Origin of the sequence: Aeromonas sp. s1(2024), assembly GCF_040908005.1 — a bacterium.
Classification (GTDB): domain Bacteria; phylum Pseudomonadota; class Gammaproteobacteria; order Enterobacterales; family Aeromonadaceae; genus Aeromonas; species Aeromonas caviae.
On record NZ_JBFOCW010000033.1, the window covers coordinates 1 to 15,054 of the forward strand.

Sequence of the window (15,054 nt, forward strand, 5' to 3'; positions counted from 1 at the left end):
CAGTAGAGGCAGTAGAGGCAGTAGAGGCAGTAGAGGCAGTAGAGGCAGTAGAGGCAGTAGAGGCAGTAGAGGCAGTAGAGGCAGTAGAGGCAGTATCAGAATCCACCAAAAGAAAAGCCGGGACAAGCCCGGCTTTTTCTTTTATCACTCAGCAGCTGCTTCAGCAGCGGCCGGGCGGTCTACCAGCTCAATGTAAGCCATAGGAGCGTTGTCGCCAGCACGGAAACCGCATTTCAGAATGCGAGTATAACCGCCGGCGCGCTCCAGGTAGCGCGGGCCCAGTTCATTGAACAGCTTAGCCACGATCGCGTTATCGCGAGTACGGGCAAATGCCAGGCGACGATTAGCAACGCTATCAGTCTTGGCAAGGGTGATCAGCGGTTCAACTACACGACGCAGCTCTTTTGCCTTAGGCAGAGTCGTCTTGATGATCTCATGACGAACCAGGGAGCTGGCCATGTTGCGGAACATAGCCTGACGATGGCTGCTGTTCCGGTTCAGTTGACGACCACTCAAACGATGGCGCATGACCTTATCCTTCTAACTAAATCTGTGAAACCCGTAATCTGGATTACTCGTCAGCGATGCTGGCGGGCGGCCAGTTCTCAAGGCGCATGCCAAGAGACAGACCACGGGAGGCCAACACGTCCTTGATCTCAGTCAGGGACTTCTTACCGAGGTTAGGAGTCTTAAGCAACTCAACTTCGGTACGCTGTACCAGATCACCAATATAGTGGATAGCTTCTGCCTTCAGACAGTTCGCTGAACGAACTGTCAGCTCCAAATCATCGACAGGACGCAGCAGAATCGGATCAAACTCGGGTTTCTCTTCTTTCTTCTCGGGCACGCTGACATCGCGCAGATCCACGAAGGCTTCCAGTTGCTCTGCCAGAATAGTGGCTGAACGACGGATGGCTTCTTCCGGATCCAGAGTACCATTGGTCTCCATGTCGATAACCAGCTTGTCCAAGTCGGTGCGCTGTTCCACACGTGCCGCCTCGACATTGTAGGCGATGCGAACGATGGGGCTGAACGCGGAGTCCAGCAGCAGGCGACCGATAGGACGCTCTTCATCATCGTTGTGAACACGAGCAGAAGCAGGCACATAACCACGACCGCGCTGAACTTTCAGGCGCATGCTGATCTCAGCATTTGCACCAGTCAGGTGGCAGATTACGTGCTCCGGGTTTACGATCTCGACTTCATCACCGTGAGTGATATCACCAGCGGTAACGGGGCCTGTTCCAGACTTGGTCAGGGACAGAGTTACCTCGTCCTTGCCTTCCAGCTTCACAGCGATACCTTTCAGGTTGAGCAGGATTTCAAGAATGTCTTCCTGTACACCTTCTTTGCTGCTGTACTCGTGCAGTACTCCGTCGATCTCGACTTCAGTAACCGCACAACCGGGCATAGATGACAGCAAAATACGACGCAGGGCATTGCCCAGCGTGTGGCCAAAGCCACGCTCAAGCGGCTCGAGAGTCACTTTCGCGTGAGTCGGGCTAACTTGCTCGATGTCAACTAGCCGCGGTTTAAGAAAATCTGTTACAGAACCCAGCATTGTGTCCTCTCTTTAGAAGCTAGCTTTACTTGGAGTAAAGCTCGACGATCAGCTGTTCGTTAATGTCGGCAGACAGGTCGGAACGCTCCGGCAGGCGCTTGAAGGCACCTTCCATCTTAGCAGCGTCAACCTCTACCCAAGTCGGCTTCTCGCGCTGACCAGCAACTTCCAGGGAAGCTTTGATACGCGCTTGCTTCTTAGCCTTCTCGCGAACGCAGATCACGTCCTCAGGGGATACCTGGAAAGAAGGAACATTCACAACGCGGCCGTTTACCATGATGGCTTTGTGGCTCACCAGCTGACGAGATTCAGCACGAGTGGCGCCGAAGCCCATGCGGTAGACGACGTTGTCCAGACGACCTTCCAGCAGCTGCAACAGGTTTTCACCGGTGTTACCCTTTTGACGGGCAGCGTCGCGGTAGTAGTTGCGGAACTGTTTTTCCAATACGCCGTAGATACGACGTACTTTTTGTTTCTCGCGCAGTTGCACACCGTAGTCGGACAGACGCGCTTTACGCGCACCGTGTTGACCAGGAACGGTGTCAATCTTGCACTTAGAATCAATCGCACGAACACCAGACTTCAGGAAGAGGTCGGTGCCCTCACGACGGCTAAGCTTAAGCTTAGGACCGATATATCTTGCCATCTTCTTTCTCCAACAATCCTAGACCAAGTAGCTACAGCGTTACACGCGGCGCTTCTTGGGAGGACGACAACCGTTGTGCGGGATCGGAGTCACATCAGTAATGTTAGTGATGCGGAAACCAGCCGCGTTCAGAGCGCGGATGGAAGACTCACGACCGGGACCCGGACCTTTGACCATGACTTCCAGGTTCTTCACGCCGTATTCTTTGGCGATCTCACCAGCACGCTCAGCAGCTACCTGGGCAGCAAACGGAGTGGACTTACGGGAACCACGGAAACCGGAACCACCAGAGGTAGCCCAAGACAGAGCATTGCCCTGACGGTCAGTAATGGTCACGATTGTGTTGTTGAAAGATGCATGAACGTGCGCAATACCGTCGCTCACTTGCTTTTTAACGCGCTTGCGAGCACGAGTCGGAGTTTTAGCCATTTTCTACCTTCCCGTTACTTCTTGATAGCCTTGCGCGGACCCTTACGGGTACGAGCGTTGGTCTTGGTACGTTGACCACGAACAGGCAGGCTACGACGGTGACGCAAACCACGGTAGCAACCCAGATCCATCAATCGCTTGATGTTCATGGAAATCTGACGACGCAGGTCACCTTCAACGGTGAATTTACCTACTTGTTCACGCAGACTCTCGATCTGAGCTTCGTCCAGGTCTTTAATTTTCACATTCTCAGCGATACCGGCTGCGGCACAGATGGCCTTGGAGCGGGTACGACCGACGCCATAAATAGCAGTCAACGCAATGACTGCATGTTTATGGTCAGGAATGTTAATGCCAGCGATACGGGCCACTATTCACTCCTACATATAGTAGATAACGACCACCACAAAGCCCGTGAGCGGATACGTGGCGGTCAACCAATACACAACAAAAGTTGGCTGGCTATATTAGCCAGCACAACTATTTGTTGCAAGTACTAACCGTAAAAAATTAGCCTTGGCGCTGTTTATGCTTTGGCTCGCTGCAAATCACACGCACCACACCGTGACGCTTGATGATTTTGCAGTTACGGCAGATTGCCTTAACGGAAGCACGAACTTTCATTGCTTAACTCCGTAACTACGCCGACCTTTAGCGGCCGTAGCCCTTCAGGTTGGCCTTCCTCAGGACGTCGCCATATTGATGAGACATCATATGGGTTTGAACCTGAGCCATGAAGTCCATGATAACTACCACGATAATCAGCAGCGAGGTGCCACCGAAGTAGAACTGTACGTTCCAGGCAGTCATCAGGAACTGGGGTACCAGACAGATAAAGGTAATATAGAGCGCACCTGCCAATGTCAGGCGAGTCATAACCTTATCGATGTAACGTGCTGTCTGCTCGCCCGGGCGGATCCCCGGGATAAAGGCTCCACTCTTCTTCAGGTTATCTGCTGTCTCGCGGGGGTTGAACACCAGCGCGGTATAGAAGAAGCAGAAGAAGATAATGGCTGCTGCATAGAGCATCTCGTACAAGGGCTGACCCGGCTGCAGGACCATAGAGACCTGTTGCAGAATGTCAGCGATCTTGCCCTCGCCCTGACCAAACCAGGAGGTAATGGTACCCGGGAAGAGGATGATGCTGGATGCGAAAATCGCAGGAATCACACCGGCCATATTCACTTTCAACGGCAGGTGTGTGCTTTGCGCAGCGAATACCTGGCGGCCTTGTTGACGCTTGGCATAGTTAACGACGATACGACGCTGACCACGCTCCACGAACACCACAAAGTAAGTCACAGCGAAAACAATCAAGCCCAGCAACAACAACAGCAGGATGTGCAATTCCCCTTGACGTGCCTGTTCGGCCGTAGCGCCAATGGCATGAGGCAGACCGGCGACGATACCTGTGAAGATAATCAACGAGATACCATTACCAATCCCACGCTCGGTAATCTGTTCACCCAACCACATCAAGAACATGGTACCGGTGACCAGACTCACAACGGCTGTGAAATAGAAGCCCAAACCCGGATGAGTCACGAGTCCTTGCATCATATTCGGCAGACCTGTTGCAATACCAATGGCCTGGAACGTTCCCAAAACCAGCGTGCCCCAACGGGTATATTGGCTAATCTTGCGACGGCCGGATTCACCTTCTTTCTTGAGTTCAGCAAGAGCAGGGTGAACCACAGTCAGCAACTGGATAATGATCGACGCCGAAATGTACGGCATGATCCCCAGTGCAAGAATAGAAGCACGCGAGAGTGCACCACCACTGAACATGTTGAACATCTCAATGATGGTGCCCTTCTGTTGTTGGAACAACTCGGCCAGTACGGCGGCGTCAATACCAGGGATCGGCACATAAGAGCCTGCACGGAACACGATAATTGCCCCGAGAACGAAGAGCAGACGGCTCTTCAGTTCGCTCAGACCACCTTGTGCTTTAACATCCAATCCTGGTTTCTTAGCCATTGTACTGATTATTCCTCGATTTTACCGCCAGCGGCCTCGATGGCTGCACGTGCACCCTTGGTGACGGACAGACCACGAACGGTCACAGCACGGTCAATGTTGCCAGACAGAACAACTTTAGCGAACACGATGTTTTTGGTAATAACACCGGCTTGCTTCAGAGTGCTCACGTCGACCACATCACCTTCTACCAGGGCGATTTCGTTCAGGCGCACTTCGGCAGAAACCAAAGATTTGCGAGAGAAGAAACCGAACTTCGGCAGACGGATTTTCAAAGGCATCTGGCCGCCTTCGAAACCGTTGCGGACCTTGCCGCCACCGGAACGAGAGGTTTGACCTTTAACACCACGACCACCGGTCTTGCCCAGACCAGAACCGATACCACGGCCCGGACGGTGCTTGACGCGCTTGGAGCCAGCGGCCGGAGACAGAGTATTCAGACGCATGCTTAGCCCTCCACCTTAACCATGTAATAAACTTGGTTGATCATGCCGCGTACGCAGGGAGTATCTTCCAGCTCAACGGTGTGACCAATGCGACGCAGACCCAGACCACGCAGAGTCGCCTTGTGCTTTGGCAGACGGCCGATAGAGCTGCGAGTTTGAGTTACTTTTACAGTGTTAGCCATGTCGCATTACCCCAGAATTTCTTCAACGCGCAGACCACGCTTGGCCGCGATCTGTTCCGGTGATTGACCGTGAACCAGAGCGTCGACAGTTGCGCGAACAACGTTGATTGGGTTGGTGGAACCGTAGGTCTTGGCCAGCACGTTGTGGATACCAGCAACTTCCAGTACGGCACGCATGGCGCCGCCTGCAATGATACCAGTACCTTGGGAGGCCGGCTTCATGAACACGGTGGAACCAGAGTGAACGCCACGCACCGGGTGGTGCAGGGTGCCGTTGTTCAGCTCAACCTTGTTCAGGTTACGCTTAGCCTGTTCCATCGCCTTTTGAATGGCGGCCGGAACTTCACGGGCCTTACCGTAACCGTAACCTACACGGCCGTTACCATCACCCACCACGGTCAACGCGGTGAAGGACATGATACGACCACCTTTAACAGTTTTCGAAACACGGTTTACTGCAATGAGCTTTTCTTGCAGTTCGCCGGCTTGAGATTCGACTTTAGCCATCTTCGACTCCTAGCTTAGAACTGAAGACCAGCGTCACGAGCAGCGGCAGCCAGAGCGGCTACACGACCGTGATACTTGAAACCGGAACGATCGAAAGATACGTTCTGAACGCCTTTGGCAATAGCACGCTCAGCGATAGCCTTACCTACAGCGGTAGCAGCATCTGCGTTACCGGTGTATTTCAGAGCTTCACTGATGGCTTTCTCTACTGTGGAAGCAGAGGCCAGAACTTCGGAACCGTTGGCTGCAATAACCTGCGCATAGATATGACGCGGGGTACGGTGAACAACCAGACGGGTAGCTCCCAGTTCCTGCATCTTTTTCCGAGCACGAGTAGCACGACGGAGACGAGCTGCTTTCTTGTCCATAGTGTTACCTTACTTCTTCTTAGCTTCTTTAGTACGCACTTGCTCGTTGGCATAGCGTACACCCTTGCCCTTGTAGGGCTCCGGAGCGCGGTAAGCACGGATATCGGCGGCGACTTGGCCAACCAGCTGCTTGTCCACACCACGCAGAACGATCTCGGTGGCGGACGGACATTCAGCGGTGACACCAGCCGGCAGCGCATGCTCTACCGGGTGAGAGAAGCCCAGTGCCAGCGCAACAGCATTGCCCTTGATGGAGGCTTTGTAACCTACACCAACCAGCTGCAGCTTGCGCTCGAAGCCTTGGGTAACACCGACTACCATGTTGTTGACCAATGCACGGGCAGTACCGGCCTGAGCGTCAGCACCAGCGATGCCGTCGCGCGGGGCGAACTTCAGTACATTGTCTTCTTTGGTCACTTCTACACCGGCGTGGATGGAACGAACCAGGGAACCCTTGCCACCTTTGATGGACAGTTCTTGGCCGTTCAGAGTCACCTCTACGCCAGCAGGAATAGTGACGGGTGCCTTAGCAACGCGAGACATTTCCGACCTCCTATTAAGCGACGTAGCAGATGATCTCACCACCCATGCTTGCCTTGCGGGCAGCACGGTCGGTCATCACACCTTTAGACGTGGACACGATAGCAACACCGAGACCGCCCATGACTTTCGGCAGATCAGTAGTGCGCTTGTAAATACGCAGGCCGGGACGGCTCACGCGTTGGATCAGTTCTACAACCGGCTTGCCCTGGAAATACTTCAGTTCGATTTCCAGTTCCGGTTTCACGTCACCAGCTACGTTGTAGCCAGCGATGTAACCTTCTTCTTTCAGCACTTTGGCGATAGCCACTTTCAGCTTGGAAGAAGGCATGGAAACCGCAACTTTGCTCGCCGCCTGACCGTTACGGATGCGGGTCAGCATATCCGCGATCGGATCTTGCATGCTCATAGTCTAACTCCCGAGATTCTTACCAAGAGGCCTTTTTGAGGCCCGGAATTTCGCCCTTCATGGCATGCTCACGCACCTTGATGCGAGAGAGGCCAAACTTCCGCAGGAAACCGTGCGGACGACCAGTGATGTTGCAACGGTTACGCTGGCGGGACGGACTGGAATCACGGGGCAGCTGTTGCAGTTGCAAGACAGCATCCCAACGCGCTTCTTCAGAAGCGTTCATATCAACGATGATAGCTTTCAGCTCGGTACGCTTGGTCGCGAACTTGGCTGCCAGCTTCGCACGCTTTGCTTCACGTGCTTTCATGGATGTTTTAGCCATAACCCTAACCTTACTTGCGGAATGGGAAGTTAAAGGCAGCCAGCAGAGCACGGCCTTCTTCATCGGTATTCGCGGAAGTGGTGATGGTGATATCCAGACCACGGACGCGATCGACCTTGTCATAGTCGATTTCCGGGAAGATGATTTGCTCACGCACGCCCATGGAGTAGTTACCACGGCCATCGAACGCCTTGGCGTTCAGACCACGGAAGTCACGGATACGCGGTACGGAGATGCAAATCAGCCGTTCCAGGAACTCCCACATACGCTCGCCACGCAGGGTTACTTTACAACCTATCGGGTAGCCTTCACGAATCTTGAAGCCCGCAACAGATTTGCGTGCTTTGGTGATCAGCGGTTTCTGACCGGAAATGGCAGCCATATCGGCAGCAGCATTTTCCAGCAACTTCTTGTCAGAGATCGCTTCACCAACACCCATGTTCAGGGTGATTTTCTCGATCCGAGGGACTTGCATGATAGTCTTGTAACCGAACTGCTTGGACAGTTCATTTACTACATCGGATTTGTAGTAATCATGCAGTTTCGCCATCGTTAAACTCCAATTACTTCACAAGTTCGCCGGTGGATTTGAAGAAACGGACTTTCTTGCCGTCTTCAATCCGGAAACCAACGCGGTCAGCCTTGCCAGTGGCAGAGTTGAACAGCGCGACGTTAGATACATCGATGGGGGCTTCTTTGGTGACGATGCCGCCAGCCTGACCCAGTGCGGGTACCGGCTTTTGGTGTTTCTTCACCTGGTTGATGCCTTCCACGATTACCTTACCTTTTGCAATCAGGACTTGAGTGACTTTGCCACGCTTGCCCTTGTCTTTGCCGGTAAGAACAATTACTTCGTCTTCGCGACGGATTTTAGCTGCCATCGTTCGACTCCTTACAGTACTTCGGGTGCCAGGGACACAATCTTCATGAACTTCTCGTTACGGAGTTCACGGGTCACCGGGCCAAAAATACGAGTACCGATTGGCTGTTGGTTGTTGTTAAGCAACACAGCCGCATTGTTGTCGAAACGGATGACAGAGCCGTCCGGACGACGAACGCCTTTACGGGTGCGTACGACCACCGCGTTATACACATCACCTTTCTTCACTTTACCGCGAGGAATGGCTTCCTTGATGGAAACCTTGATGATGTCGCCGATGCCGGCATAACGGCGGTGCGAACCACCCAGAACCTTAATACACATTACACTGCGAGCGCCGGAGTTGTCGGCAACACCCAGCATACTTTGCATCTGGATCATCTTAGTGCTCCGCTTTGTTTACTTCTTATCCCTGATGGGATCTGGCTGCCTTCAAAAGGCGCGAAACTATAACACAGCTATTTTTGAAAAGGTAGCCTAAAAAACAAACGGCCCCGATGGGGGGCCGTTTGGGCTAAAAAGTACCGAATTAGGCCTTTTCTACGACAGCAACCAGGGTCCAGGACTTGGTCTTGGACAGCGGGCGGCACTCGCGGATTTCCACGAGATCGCCAGCCTTGCACTCGTTGTTCTCGTCATGCACGTGCAGCTTGGTAGTACGCTTGATGATCTTACCGTAGATCGGGTGCTTTACCTTGCGCTCGATAGCGACGGTGATGGACTTGTCCATCTTGTCGCTAATTACACGACCTTGCAGAGTACGGATCTTGTCAGTCATTACGCACCTGCCTTCTCAGTCAGTACAGTCTTGATACGTGCGACGTCACGACGCACTTGTTTCAGAGTGTGAGTCTGAGCCAGCTGGCCGGTGGAAGCTTGCATGCGCATGTTGAATTGCTCACGCAGCAGACCCAGCAGCTCCTGGTTCAGTTCTTCGACGCTCTTTTGACGCAGATCTTGGGCTTTCATCACATCACCGTCTTAATTACGAAAGTGGTCTGAACAGACAGCTTAGCTGCGGCCAGGGCAAACGCTTCACGCGCCAGAGCCTCAGGTACACCATCCATCTCGTACAGAACCTTGCCAGGCTGGATCGGGCAAACCCAGTATTCCACGTTACCCTTACCTTTACCCATACGAACTTCGAGGGGCTTTTCGGTGATGGGCTTGTCCGGGAACACACGGATCCAGATCTTGCCTTGACGCTTAACGTGACGGGTCATGGCACGACGGGCTGCTTCGATTTGACGAGCAGTCAGTTGACCACGAGATGTCGCCTTCAGGCCAAAGGTACCGAAGGATACTTCGTTACCGGCATTGGCCAGACCGCGGTTACGACCCTTGTGGGTCTTGCGGAATTTAGTACGCTTAGGTTGCAACATTTACCGAATCTCCTTACTTGGCAGCGCGGCGCTTGTTGTCACGCTTGGGCTTCGCAGGAGCTTGCTCTTGAGCAGCGGCAGCATTGACTGCAGCCAGACCGCCCAGAACTTCGCCCTTGAAGATCCAAACTTTAACGCCGATCACACCGTAAGTGGTGTGGGCTTCAGAAGTTGCGTAGTCGATGTCGGCGCGCAGGGTGTGCAGGGGCACACGACCTTCACGGTACCATTCGGTACGCGCGATTTCAGCACCGCCCAGACGACCGGAAACTTCCACTTTGATGCCCTTGGCACCCAGGCGCATGGCGTTCTGTACGGCGCGCTTCATAGCACGACGGAACATTACGCGACGCTCCAGCTGGGAAGTGATGCTGTCGGCAACCAGTTTGCCATCCAGCTCCGGCTTGCGGACTTCGGAAATGTTGATCTGAGCAGGCACGCCAGCGATCGCGGCTACAGCTTTGCGCAGTTTTTCAACGTCTTCGCCTTTCTTGCCGATCACGACACCCGGACGAGCGGTGTGAATGGTCACACGAATGCTCTTGGCCGGACGCTCGATAGTGATCTTGGACAAGGAAGCGTTTTTCAGCTCCTTGGTCAGGAACTGGCGTACTTGGAAATCGCTGTACAGGTTGTCAGCGAAGTCTTTGGTGTTCGCGAACCAGGTAGAATTCCAAGGCTTGGTAATACCCAGGCGAATGCCATTAGGATGTACTTTCTGACCCATTGCTTATCTCCCAGCCTTAGCGTCGGATACCACTACAGTGATGTGAGCGGTACGCTTGAGGATACGATCCGCGCGACCTTTGGCACGCGGGCGGATGCGCTTCATGGAGGGACCTTCGTCTACCATGATGGTGGCAACACGCAGGGTGTCGATATCGGCACCTTCGTTGTGCTCAGCGTTGGCAATGGCAGATTCCAGCACTTTCTTCACCAGAACAGCAGCCTTTTTCGGGCTGAAGGTCAGGATGTTCAGAGCCTTGTCTACGGACAGACCACGTACTTGATCGGCTACCAGACGAGCTTTCTGGGCAGAAGTACGGGCATAACGGTGTTTAGCGATAGCTTCCATCATTTATCCCTTAGCGCTTCTTAGCCTTCTTATCAGCAGCATGGCCGCGATAAGTACGAGTCGGTGCGAATTCACCCAGTTTGTGACCGATCATTTCTTCGGTAACGAAAACCGGAACGTGCTGACGACCATTATGGACAGCGATGGTCAAACCGATCATGTTCGGGATGATCATTGAACGACGGGACCAGGTCTTAACCGGCTTTTTATCCCCGCTTTCCACCGCTTTCTCTACCTTCTTCAGCAAGTGCAGGTCGATAAATGGACCCTTCTTGAGAGAACGTGGCATGGTGATTCCTCTATGTTAACAATTACTTGTTACGACGACGTACGATGTACTTGTCGGTACGCTTGTTCTTACGGGTCTTGAAGCCCTTAGCCTTCTGGCCCCATGGGGACACAGGCTGCATGCCCTTGTTACGACCCTCACCACCACCGTGCGGGTGATCAACCGGGTTCATCGCCATACCGCGAACGGTCGGACGAATACCACGCCAGCGGTTAGCACCGGCTTTACCCAGTTGACGCAGCATGTGCTCGGAGTTACCCACTTCACCGATGGTAGCGCGGCACTCGGCCAGAACTTTACGTACTTCGCCGGAACGCAGACGCAGAGTTACATAGTTACCTTCACGAGCCAGGATCTGGATGAAAGTACCAGCGGAACGAGCCAGCTGGGCACCTTTACCAGGCTTCATCTCAACGGCGTGAACGGTAGAACCGACCGGGATGTTGCGCATCGGCAGGGTGTTACCCACCTTGATGGCAGCATCAGCACCAGAGGCGATTGCATCACCAGCTTTCAGGCCTTTCGGAGCCAGGATGTAACGACGCTCACCGTCTGCATACAGCACCAGGGCGATGTTTGCGGTACGGTTGGGATCGTATTCCAGACGCTCAACTTTGGCCGGAATGCCGTCTTTGTCGCGTTTGAAGTCGATCAGACGGTAGTGTTGCTTGTGACCACCACCGATGTGACGAGTGGTGATACGACCGTTGTTGTTACGGCCACCGGACTTGCTTTTGCTGTCCAGCAGAGCGGCGAAGGGCTTGCCCTTGTACAGCTCTTGGTTGACGATCTTGACGACGTGGCGGCGGCCCGGAGAAGTAGGCTTGCACTTAACGATTGCCATTTTTCAGAACTCCTCTTACTCGGCTGCGCCCATGAAGTCGATGTCCTGACCAGCTTTCAGGGTCACATAAGCCTTTTTCCAATCGGAACGACGGCCTACGCGTGCACCTGCGCGCTTGGTCTTACCCTTCATGTTCAGGGTACGGACGGTCTCAACTTCGACCTCGAACAGTTTCGCAACTGCAGCTTTGACTTCCGCCTTGGTGGCATCAACAGCAACTTTGAACACGATAGTGTTCTGCTTTTCTGCGACCATGGTGCTCTTTTCAGAGATGTGCGGAGCCTTCAGAACTTTCAGCAGACGCTCTTCACGGATCATGCCAGCATCTCCTCGATTTGCTTAACTGCGTCAGCAGTCATCAGAACCTTGTCGAAAGCGATCAGGCTGACCGGGTCGATACCGGCAACGTCACGCACGTCAACTTTGTACAGGTTACGAGCAGCCAGGAACAGGTTCTCATCGACTTCAGCAGTCACGATCAGAACGTCAGTCAGTTCCATTTCTTTCAGCTTGGCGATCAGTTCTTTGGTCTTCGGCGCTTCGATGCCGAACTTCTCAACAACGATCAGGCGCTCTTGACGTACCAGCTCGGACAGGATGCTACGGATAGCGCCGCGGTACATCTTCTTGTTTACTTTCTGGCTGTGATCTTGCGGCTTAGCAGCAAAGGTCACACCACCGGAACGCCAGATGGGCGAACGGATGGAGCCAGCACGGGCACGACCAGTACCCTTCTGACGCCACGGCTTTTTGCCGCCACCAGACACTTCAGAGCGAGTCAGCTGCGCACGAGTACCCTGACGGGCACCAGCGGCATATGCAACGACAACCTGGTGAACCAGAGCTTCGTTGAATTCGCGCCCGAAGGTAGTCTCGGAAACTTCAAGAGCGCTCTTGGCGTCTTTCATTACCAATTCCATTACTATCTCCTCAGACGTTACGCTTTGACGGCAGGTTTGACGATCACGTTGCCGTTGGTTGCACCCGGTACTGCGCCTTTGATGAGCAGCAGGTTGCGTTCAGCGTCAACACGAACCAGTTCCAGGTTCTGAGTCGTTACACGCTCAGCACCCATGTGACCAGCCATCTTCTTGCCCTTGAATACACGGCCCGGGGTCTGGTTTTGACCGATGGAGCCAGGTACACGGTGGGACAGGGAGTTACCGTGGGTCATATCCTGGGTACGGAAGTTCCAGCGCTTAACAGTACCGGCAAAACCTTTACCCTTGGATGTGCCGGTAACGTCTACCAGCTTAACGTCAGCGAGAAGATCTACTTTCAGCTCGCTACCAACAGTGAAAGTTTCACCGTTGTTCAGGCGGAATTCCCACAGACCGCGACCGGCTTCTACACCAGCTTTGGCGAAGTGGCCAGCTTCCGGCTTGGTTACGCGGCTGGCTTTCTTGGCGCCAGTGGTAACCTGAATAGCGTTGTAGCCGTCGGTTTCTACAGATTTGACCTGAGTTACACGGTTAGCTTCAACTTCGATAACAGTCACCGGGATAGAAACGCCATCTTCAGTGAAGATGCGAGTCATACCCACTTTGCGACCTACAAGACCGATTGTCATTGTTATCAACCTCTTTCCGTAATTAACCCAGGCTGATCTGGACGTCTACACCAGCTGCCAGATCCAGACGCATCAGAGCGTCAACGGTCTTGTCAGTCGGTTCAACGATGTCTACCAGACGCTTGTGAGTGCGGATCTCGTACTGATCACGCGCGTCTTTGTTGACGTGCGGTGAGATCAGAACGGTGAAACGCTCTTTGCGAGTCGGCAGCGGGATAGGACCGCGAACCTGCGCGCCAGTGCGCTTAGCAGTTTCAACGATTTCCGCAGTGGATTGATCGATCAGGCGATGATCAAAAGCCTTCAGGCGGATACGGATTCTTTGGTTCTGCATTGACAGAGCTCCAATAGATAAAAGAACATAAATCAACACCGCCCGACCGGGATTACTCCCGCCAGAGGTGTGATTTTTCACGTTTCCTCCCATATCGGGAGGACTGTATGGCTGGCAACTCGTAAACGGGAAGCTCAGCAAGCAGACATATCGTCTGGCTGCCTCATGGGCAAGCGGAGGGGATTATACGGATTTTTTCCACTCACGCAAGTGAAGGCGGACAGATTGTGCGCAATTTTGTGTGGCGGATGGCTCTCCCTGCGATCGGCCCATCGCCCTCGGCAAGATGGTAACGACAATGTTGCAAACAGGCTGATAGACTGCGCCCTCGCCCCAGTTTGCGGAACGCATCCCATGCTCAAGAATCAGAAGAAAGCCTACCAGTACGGGCTCTGTGCCGTCGCCCTCTGGTCCACGGTGGCCAGCGCCTTCAAGATCTCCCTCGCCTACTTTGAACCGGTACAGCTGCTGCTGGTCGCGGCCTGCACCTCGACCCTGACCCTGGGGGTGATCGTGGCCTGTCAGGGCAAACTGCCGCTACTGCTCGACTACATCAAGAGTCGCCCCCTCTACTACCTCGCTCTCGGGGTCCTGAACCCCTTCCTCTATTACCTGCTGCTGTTCAAGGCATATGATCTGCTGCCCGCCCAGCAGGCACAGACTCTCAACTACACCTGGGCCATCACCCTCAGCCTGCTGGCCGTTCCCTTCCTCGGTCAAAAGCTGCGCCGCCGCGATGGCGTCGCCATCGTGCTCGGCTATTTCGGCGCCCTGGTGATCGCCACCAGGGGGGACGTGTTCGGTCTACAGTTCGACAGCCCCCTCGGCGTCACGCTGGCGCTGGTGTCGACCCTGATCTGGGCCGGTTACTGGATCCTCAACACCCGCAATCAGGGGGATCCCGTCGTCAGCCTGCTGCTCGGCTTCCTCATCAGCCTGCCCTTCATCATCGTGGCGACCTGGTTGCTCTCGGACTTTGCCATGACCGCCTGGCAGGGATGGGCTGGCGCCATCTATGTGGGGCTGTTCGAGATGGGCTTCGGTTTCGTGCTCTGGCTGATGGCCCTGCGCCACGCCACCAACACAGCCCCCATCAGTAACCTCATCTTCATCTCGCCGTTTGCCTCTCTGGTGCTGCTCAACCTGTTGATCGGCGAAACCATTCACCCGGCAACCCCCATCGGGTTGGCTCTCATCGTCGCCGCCCTGCTTATCCAGCAACTCAAATATGGCAAGCGCTACCGCAAGGTGAGCGACCCCCACCCCTGACAGACAAAAGGGCGCATC

29 protein-coding genes are annotated in these 15,054 nt (G+C 54.1%); 1 reads left to right on the forward strand and 28 read right to left on the reverse strand.

The window, feature by feature from the left end:
* Positions 1-144 precede the first annotated feature (144 nt).
* The 28 genes from rplQ to rpsJ all read right to left on the reverse strand — a co-directional run bounded on the left by rplQ (position 145) and on the right by rpsJ (position 13,767).
* The gene (gene rplQ, locus AB5Y70_RS07855) at positions 145-528 is read right to left on the reverse strand and encodes a 50S ribosomal protein L17 (RefSeq protein WP_005307999.1); all 384 of its coding nucleotides are present in this window, start codon (positions 526-528) and stop codon (positions 145-147) included.
* Between the two features lie 43 nt (positions 529-571).
* Complete coding sequence (gene rpoA, locus AB5Y70_RS07860; RefSeq protein ID WP_005307997.1) at positions 572-1,561, reverse strand: DNA-directed RNA polymerase subunit alpha; 990 nt, start codon at positions 1,559-1,561, stop codon at positions 572-574.
* A 25-nt stretch (positions 1,562-1,586) separates the two neighbouring features.
* A complete protein-coding gene (rpsD, locus tag AB5Y70_RS07865; RefSeq protein ID WP_010672568.1) occupies positions 1,587-2,207 on the reverse strand; it encodes a 30S ribosomal protein S4 in 621 nt (206 codons plus the stop codon).
* Between the two features lie 39 nt (positions 2,208-2,246).
* The gene (rpsK, locus tag AB5Y70_RS07870) at positions 2,247-2,636 is read right to left on the reverse strand and encodes a 30S ribosomal protein S11 (RefSeq protein WP_005319702.1); all 390 of its coding nucleotides are present in this window, start codon (positions 2,634-2,636) and stop codon (positions 2,247-2,249) included.
* A gap of 14 nt (positions 2,637-2,650) precedes the next feature.
* Positions 2,651-3,007 (reverse strand): 30S ribosomal protein S13, encoded by a 357-nt coding sequence (rpsM, locus tag AB5Y70_RS07875; protein ID WP_005307991.1) that lies wholly within the window; start codon positions 3,005-3,007, stop codon positions 2,651-2,653.
* Between the two features lie 139 nt (positions 3,008-3,146).
* Positions 3,147-3,260: a 50S ribosomal protein L36 gene (gene rpmJ / locus AB5Y70_RS07880; RefSeq protein ID WP_005319705.1), complete on the reverse strand. Its 114-nt coding sequence runs from the start codon at positions 3,258-3,260 to the stop codon at positions 3,147-3,149.
* 27 nt (positions 3,261-3,287) lie between these two features.
* Positions 3,288-4,616 (reverse strand): preprotein translocase subunit SecY, encoded by a 1,329-nt coding sequence (gene secY / locus AB5Y70_RS07885; RefSeq protein WP_010672567.1) that lies wholly within the window; start codon positions 4,614-4,616, stop codon positions 3,288-3,290.
* 8 nt (positions 4,617-4,624) lie between these two features.
* Entirely contained in the window at positions 4,625-5,062 is a 438-nt protein-coding gene (rplO, locus tag AB5Y70_RS07890) for a 50S ribosomal protein L15 (protein WP_005307987.1), read from the reverse strand.
* A gap of 2 nt (positions 5,063-5,064) precedes the next feature.
* Entirely contained in the window at positions 5,065-5,244 is a 180-nt protein-coding gene (rpmD, locus tag AB5Y70_RS07895; RefSeq protein ID WP_005307985.1) for a 50S ribosomal protein L30, read from the reverse strand.
* Between the two features lie 6 nt (positions 5,245-5,250).
* Complete coding sequence (gene rpsE, locus AB5Y70_RS07900; RefSeq protein WP_005340605.1) at positions 5,251-5,751, reverse strand: 30S ribosomal protein S5; 501 nt, start codon at positions 5,749-5,751, stop codon at positions 5,251-5,253.
* 14 nt (positions 5,752-5,765) lie between these two features.
* Positions 5,766-6,119, reverse strand: coding sequence for a 50S ribosomal protein L18 (gene rplR, locus AB5Y70_RS07905; RefSeq protein WP_010672566.1), 354 nt, complete (start codon positions 6,117-6,119; stop codon positions 5,766-5,768).
* 9 nt (positions 6,120-6,128) lie between these two features.
* Positions 6,129-6,662 carry a 50S ribosomal protein L6 gene (gene rplF, locus AB5Y70_RS07910; RefSeq protein WP_010672565.1) on the reverse strand — a complete coding sequence of 178 codons (534 nt, stop codon included), beginning with the start codon at positions 6,660-6,662 and terminating at the stop codon, positions 6,129-6,131.
* Positions 6,663-6,675: 13 nt separating this feature from the next.
* A complete protein-coding gene (rpsH, locus tag AB5Y70_RS07915) occupies positions 6,676-7,068 on the reverse strand; it encodes a 30S ribosomal protein S8 (protein WP_010672564.1) in 393 nt (130 codons plus the stop codon).
* A 19-nt stretch (positions 7,069-7,087) separates the two neighbouring features.
* The gene (gene rpsN, locus AB5Y70_RS07920; RefSeq protein WP_005331161.1) at positions 7,088-7,393 is read right to left on the reverse strand and encodes a 30S ribosomal protein S14; all 306 of its coding nucleotides are present in this window, start codon (positions 7,391-7,393) and stop codon (positions 7,088-7,090) included.
* A gap of 10 nt (positions 7,394-7,403) precedes the next feature.
* Entirely contained in the window at positions 7,404-7,943 is a 540-nt protein-coding gene (gene rplE / locus AB5Y70_RS07925; RefSeq protein WP_005331162.1) for a 50S ribosomal protein L5, read from the reverse strand.
* Between the two features lie 13 nt (positions 7,944-7,956).
* Entirely contained in the window at positions 7,957-8,274 is a 318-nt protein-coding gene (gene rplX / locus AB5Y70_RS07930; protein ID WP_005307977.1) for a 50S ribosomal protein L24, read from the reverse strand.
* An 11-nt stretch (positions 8,275-8,285) separates the two neighbouring features.
* Entirely contained in the window at positions 8,286-8,654 is a 369-nt protein-coding gene (gene rplN, locus AB5Y70_RS07935) for a 50S ribosomal protein L14 (protein WP_005307975.1), read from the reverse strand.
* 148 nt (positions 8,655-8,802) lie between these two features.
* On the reverse strand, positions 8,803-9,051 hold the full coding sequence (gene rpsQ / locus AB5Y70_RS07940) for a 30S ribosomal protein S17 (RefSeq protein WP_005307966.1): 249 nt from the start codon (positions 9,049-9,051) through the stop codon (positions 8,803-8,805).
* Entirely contained in the window at positions 9,051-9,242 is a 192-nt protein-coding gene (gene rpmC, locus AB5Y70_RS07945; RefSeq protein ID WP_005307965.1) for a 50S ribosomal protein L29, read from the reverse strand. Before rpmC ends, rpsQ begins: the two co-directional genes overlap by 1 nt.
* A complete protein-coding gene (gene rplP, locus AB5Y70_RS07950) occupies positions 9,242-9,655 on the reverse strand; it encodes a 50S ribosomal protein L16 (RefSeq protein WP_010672562.1) in 414 nt (137 codons plus the stop codon). The genes rpmC and rplP overlap by 1 nt, the downstream gene beginning before the upstream one ends.
* A gap of 13 nt (positions 9,656-9,668) precedes the next feature.
* A complete protein-coding gene (rpsC, locus tag AB5Y70_RS07955; protein ID WP_005331168.1) occupies positions 9,669-10,382 on the reverse strand; it encodes a 30S ribosomal protein S3 in 714 nt (237 codons plus the stop codon).
* Between the two features lie 3 nt (positions 10,383-10,385).
* Positions 10,386-10,730 carry a 50S ribosomal protein L22 gene (rplV, locus tag AB5Y70_RS07960; RefSeq protein ID WP_010672561.1) on the reverse strand — a complete coding sequence of 115 codons (345 nt, stop codon included), beginning with the start codon at positions 10,728-10,730 and terminating at the stop codon, positions 10,386-10,388.
* A 10-nt stretch (positions 10,731-10,740) separates the two neighbouring features.
* A complete protein-coding gene (gene rpsS / locus AB5Y70_RS07965; protein WP_005307960.1) occupies positions 10,741-11,019 on the reverse strand; it encodes a 30S ribosomal protein S19 in 279 nt (92 codons plus the stop codon).
* Between the two features lie 22 nt (positions 11,020-11,041).
* Positions 11,042-11,863 carry a 50S ribosomal protein L2 gene (rplB, locus tag AB5Y70_RS07970; RefSeq protein WP_010672560.1) on the reverse strand — a complete coding sequence of 274 codons (822 nt, stop codon included), beginning with the start codon at positions 11,861-11,863 and terminating at the stop codon, positions 11,042-11,044.
* 15 nt (positions 11,864-11,878) lie between these two features.
* Positions 11,879-12,178, reverse strand: a complete 300-nt coding sequence (rplW, locus tag AB5Y70_RS07975; protein ID WP_342690021.1) for a 50S ribosomal protein L23 — start codon at positions 12,176-12,178, stop codon at positions 11,879-11,881.
* Positions 12,178-12,783 (reverse strand): 50S ribosomal protein L4, encoded by a 606-nt coding sequence (gene rplD, locus AB5Y70_RS07980; protein WP_005340616.1) that lies wholly within the window; start codon positions 12,781-12,783, stop codon positions 12,178-12,180. Before rplD ends, rplW begins: the two co-directional genes overlap by 1 nt.
* 17 nt (positions 12,784-12,800) lie before the next feature.
* A complete protein-coding gene (rplC, locus tag AB5Y70_RS07985; protein WP_010672559.1) occupies positions 12,801-13,433 on the reverse strand; it encodes a 50S ribosomal protein L3 in 633 nt (210 codons plus the stop codon).
* A 22-nt stretch (positions 13,434-13,455) separates the two neighbouring features.
* Positions 13,456-13,767, reverse strand: coding sequence for a 30S ribosomal protein S10 (rpsJ, locus tag AB5Y70_RS07990; RefSeq protein WP_005307944.1), 312 nt, complete (start codon positions 13,765-13,767; stop codon positions 13,456-13,458).
* Positions 13,768-14,121: 354 nt separating this feature from the next.
* Here rpsJ and AB5Y70_RS07995 point away from each other — a divergent pair, with 354 nt between their 5' ends.
* Positions 14,122-15,036: a DMT family transporter gene (locus AB5Y70_RS07995; RefSeq protein WP_049636697.1), complete on the forward strand. Its 915-nt coding sequence runs from the start codon at positions 14,122-14,124 to the stop codon at positions 15,034-15,036.
* The last annotated feature ends 18 nt before the right edge of the window (positions 15,037-15,054 follow it).

Coding starts and splice junctions, on each gene's coding strand:
- rplQ (WP_005307999.1), bottom strand. CDS start 528: ATGCGCCATCGTTTGAGTGGTCGTCAACTGAACCGGAACAGCAGCCAT.
- rpoA (WP_005307997.1), bottom strand. CDS start 1,561: ATGCTGGGTTCTGTAACAGATTTTCTTAAACCGCGGCTAGTTGACATC.
- rpsD (WP_010672568.1), bottom strand. CDS start 2,207: ATGGCAAGATATATCGGTCCTAAGCTTAAGCTTAGCCGTCGTGAGGGC.
- rpsK (WP_005319702.1), bottom strand. CDS start 2,636: ATGGCTAAAACTCCGACTCGTGCTCGCAAGCGCGTTAAAAAGCAAGTG.
- rpmJ (WP_005319705.1), bottom strand. CDS start 3,260: ATGAAAGTTCGTGCTTCCGTTAAGGCAATCTGCCGTAACTGCAAAATC.
- secY (WP_010672567.1), bottom strand. CDS start 4,616: ATGGCTAAGAAACCAGGATTGGATGTTAAAGCACAAGGTGGTCTGAGC.
- rplO (WP_005307987.1), bottom strand. CDS start 5,062: ATGCGTCTGAATACTCTGTCTCCGGCCGCTGGCTCCAAGCGCGTCAAG.
- rpmD (WP_005307985.1), bottom strand. CDS start 5,244: ATGGCTAACACTGTAAAAGTAACTCAAACTCGCAGCTCTATCGGCCGT.
- rpsE (WP_005340605.1), bottom strand. CDS start 5,751: ATGGCTAAAGTCGAATCTCAAGCCGGCGAACTGCAAGAAAAGCTCATT.
- rplR (WP_010672566.1), bottom strand. CDS start 6,119: ATGGACAAGAAAGCAGCTCGTCTCCGTCGTGCTACTCGTGCTCGGAAA.
- rplF (WP_010672565.1), bottom strand. CDS start 6,662: ATGTCTCGCGTTGCTAAGGCACCCGTCACTATTCCTGCTGGCGTAGAG.
- rpsH (WP_010672564.1), bottom strand. CDS start 7,068: ATGAGCATGCAAGATCCGATCGCGGATATGCTGACCCGCATCCGTAAC.
- rpsN (WP_005331161.1), bottom strand. CDS start 7,393: ATGGCTAAAACATCCATGAAAGCACGTGAAGCAAAGCGTGCGAAGCTG.
- rplE (WP_005331162.1), bottom strand. CDS start 7,943: ATGGCGAAACTGCATGATTACTACAAATCCGATGTAGTAAATGAACTG.
- rplX (WP_005307977.1), bottom strand. CDS start 8,274: ATGGCAGCTAAAATCCGTCGCGAAGACGAAGTAATTGTTCTTACCGGC.
- rplN (WP_005307975.1), bottom strand. CDS start 8,654: ATGATCCAGATGCAAAGTATGCTGGGTGTTGCCGACAACTCCGGCGCT.
- rpsQ (WP_005307966.1), bottom strand. CDS start 9,051: ATGACTGACAAGATCCGTACTCTGCAAGGTCGTGTAATTAGCGACAAG.
- rpmC (WP_005307965.1), bottom strand. CDS start 9,242: ATGAAAGCCCAAGATCTGCGTCAAAAGAGCGTCGAAGAACTGAACCAG.
- rplP (WP_010672562.1), bottom strand. CDS start 9,655: ATGTTGCAACCTAAGCGTACTAAATTCCGCAAGACCCACAAGGGTCGT.
- rpsC (WP_005331168.1), bottom strand. CDS start 10,382: ATGGGTCAGAAAGTACATCCTAATGGCATTCGCCTGGGTATTACCAAG.
- rplV (WP_010672561.1), bottom strand. CDS start 10,730: ATGGAAGCTATCGCTAAACACCGTTATGCCCGTACTTCTGCCCAGAAA.
- rpsS (WP_005307960.1), bottom strand. CDS start 11,019: ATGCCACGTTCTCTCAAGAAGGGTCCATTTATCGACCTGCACTTGCTG.
- rplB (WP_010672560.1), bottom strand. CDS start 11,863: ATGGCAATCGTTAAGTGCAAGCCTACTTCTCCGGGCCGCCGCCACGTC.
- rplD (WP_005340616.1), bottom strand. CDS start 12,783: ATGGAATTGGTAATGAAAGACGCCAAGAGCGCTCTTGAAGTTTCCGAG.
- rplC (WP_010672559.1), bottom strand. CDS start 13,433: ATGACAATCGGTCTTGTAGGTCGCAAAGTGGGTATGACTCGCATCTTC.
- rpsJ (WP_005307944.1), bottom strand. CDS start 13,767: ATGCAGAACCAAAGAATCCGTATCCGCCTGAAGGCTTTTGATCATCGC.
- AB5Y70_RS07995 (WP_049636697.1), top strand. CDS start 14,122: ATGCTCAAGAATCAGAAGAAAGCCTACCAGTACGGGCTCTGTGCCGTC.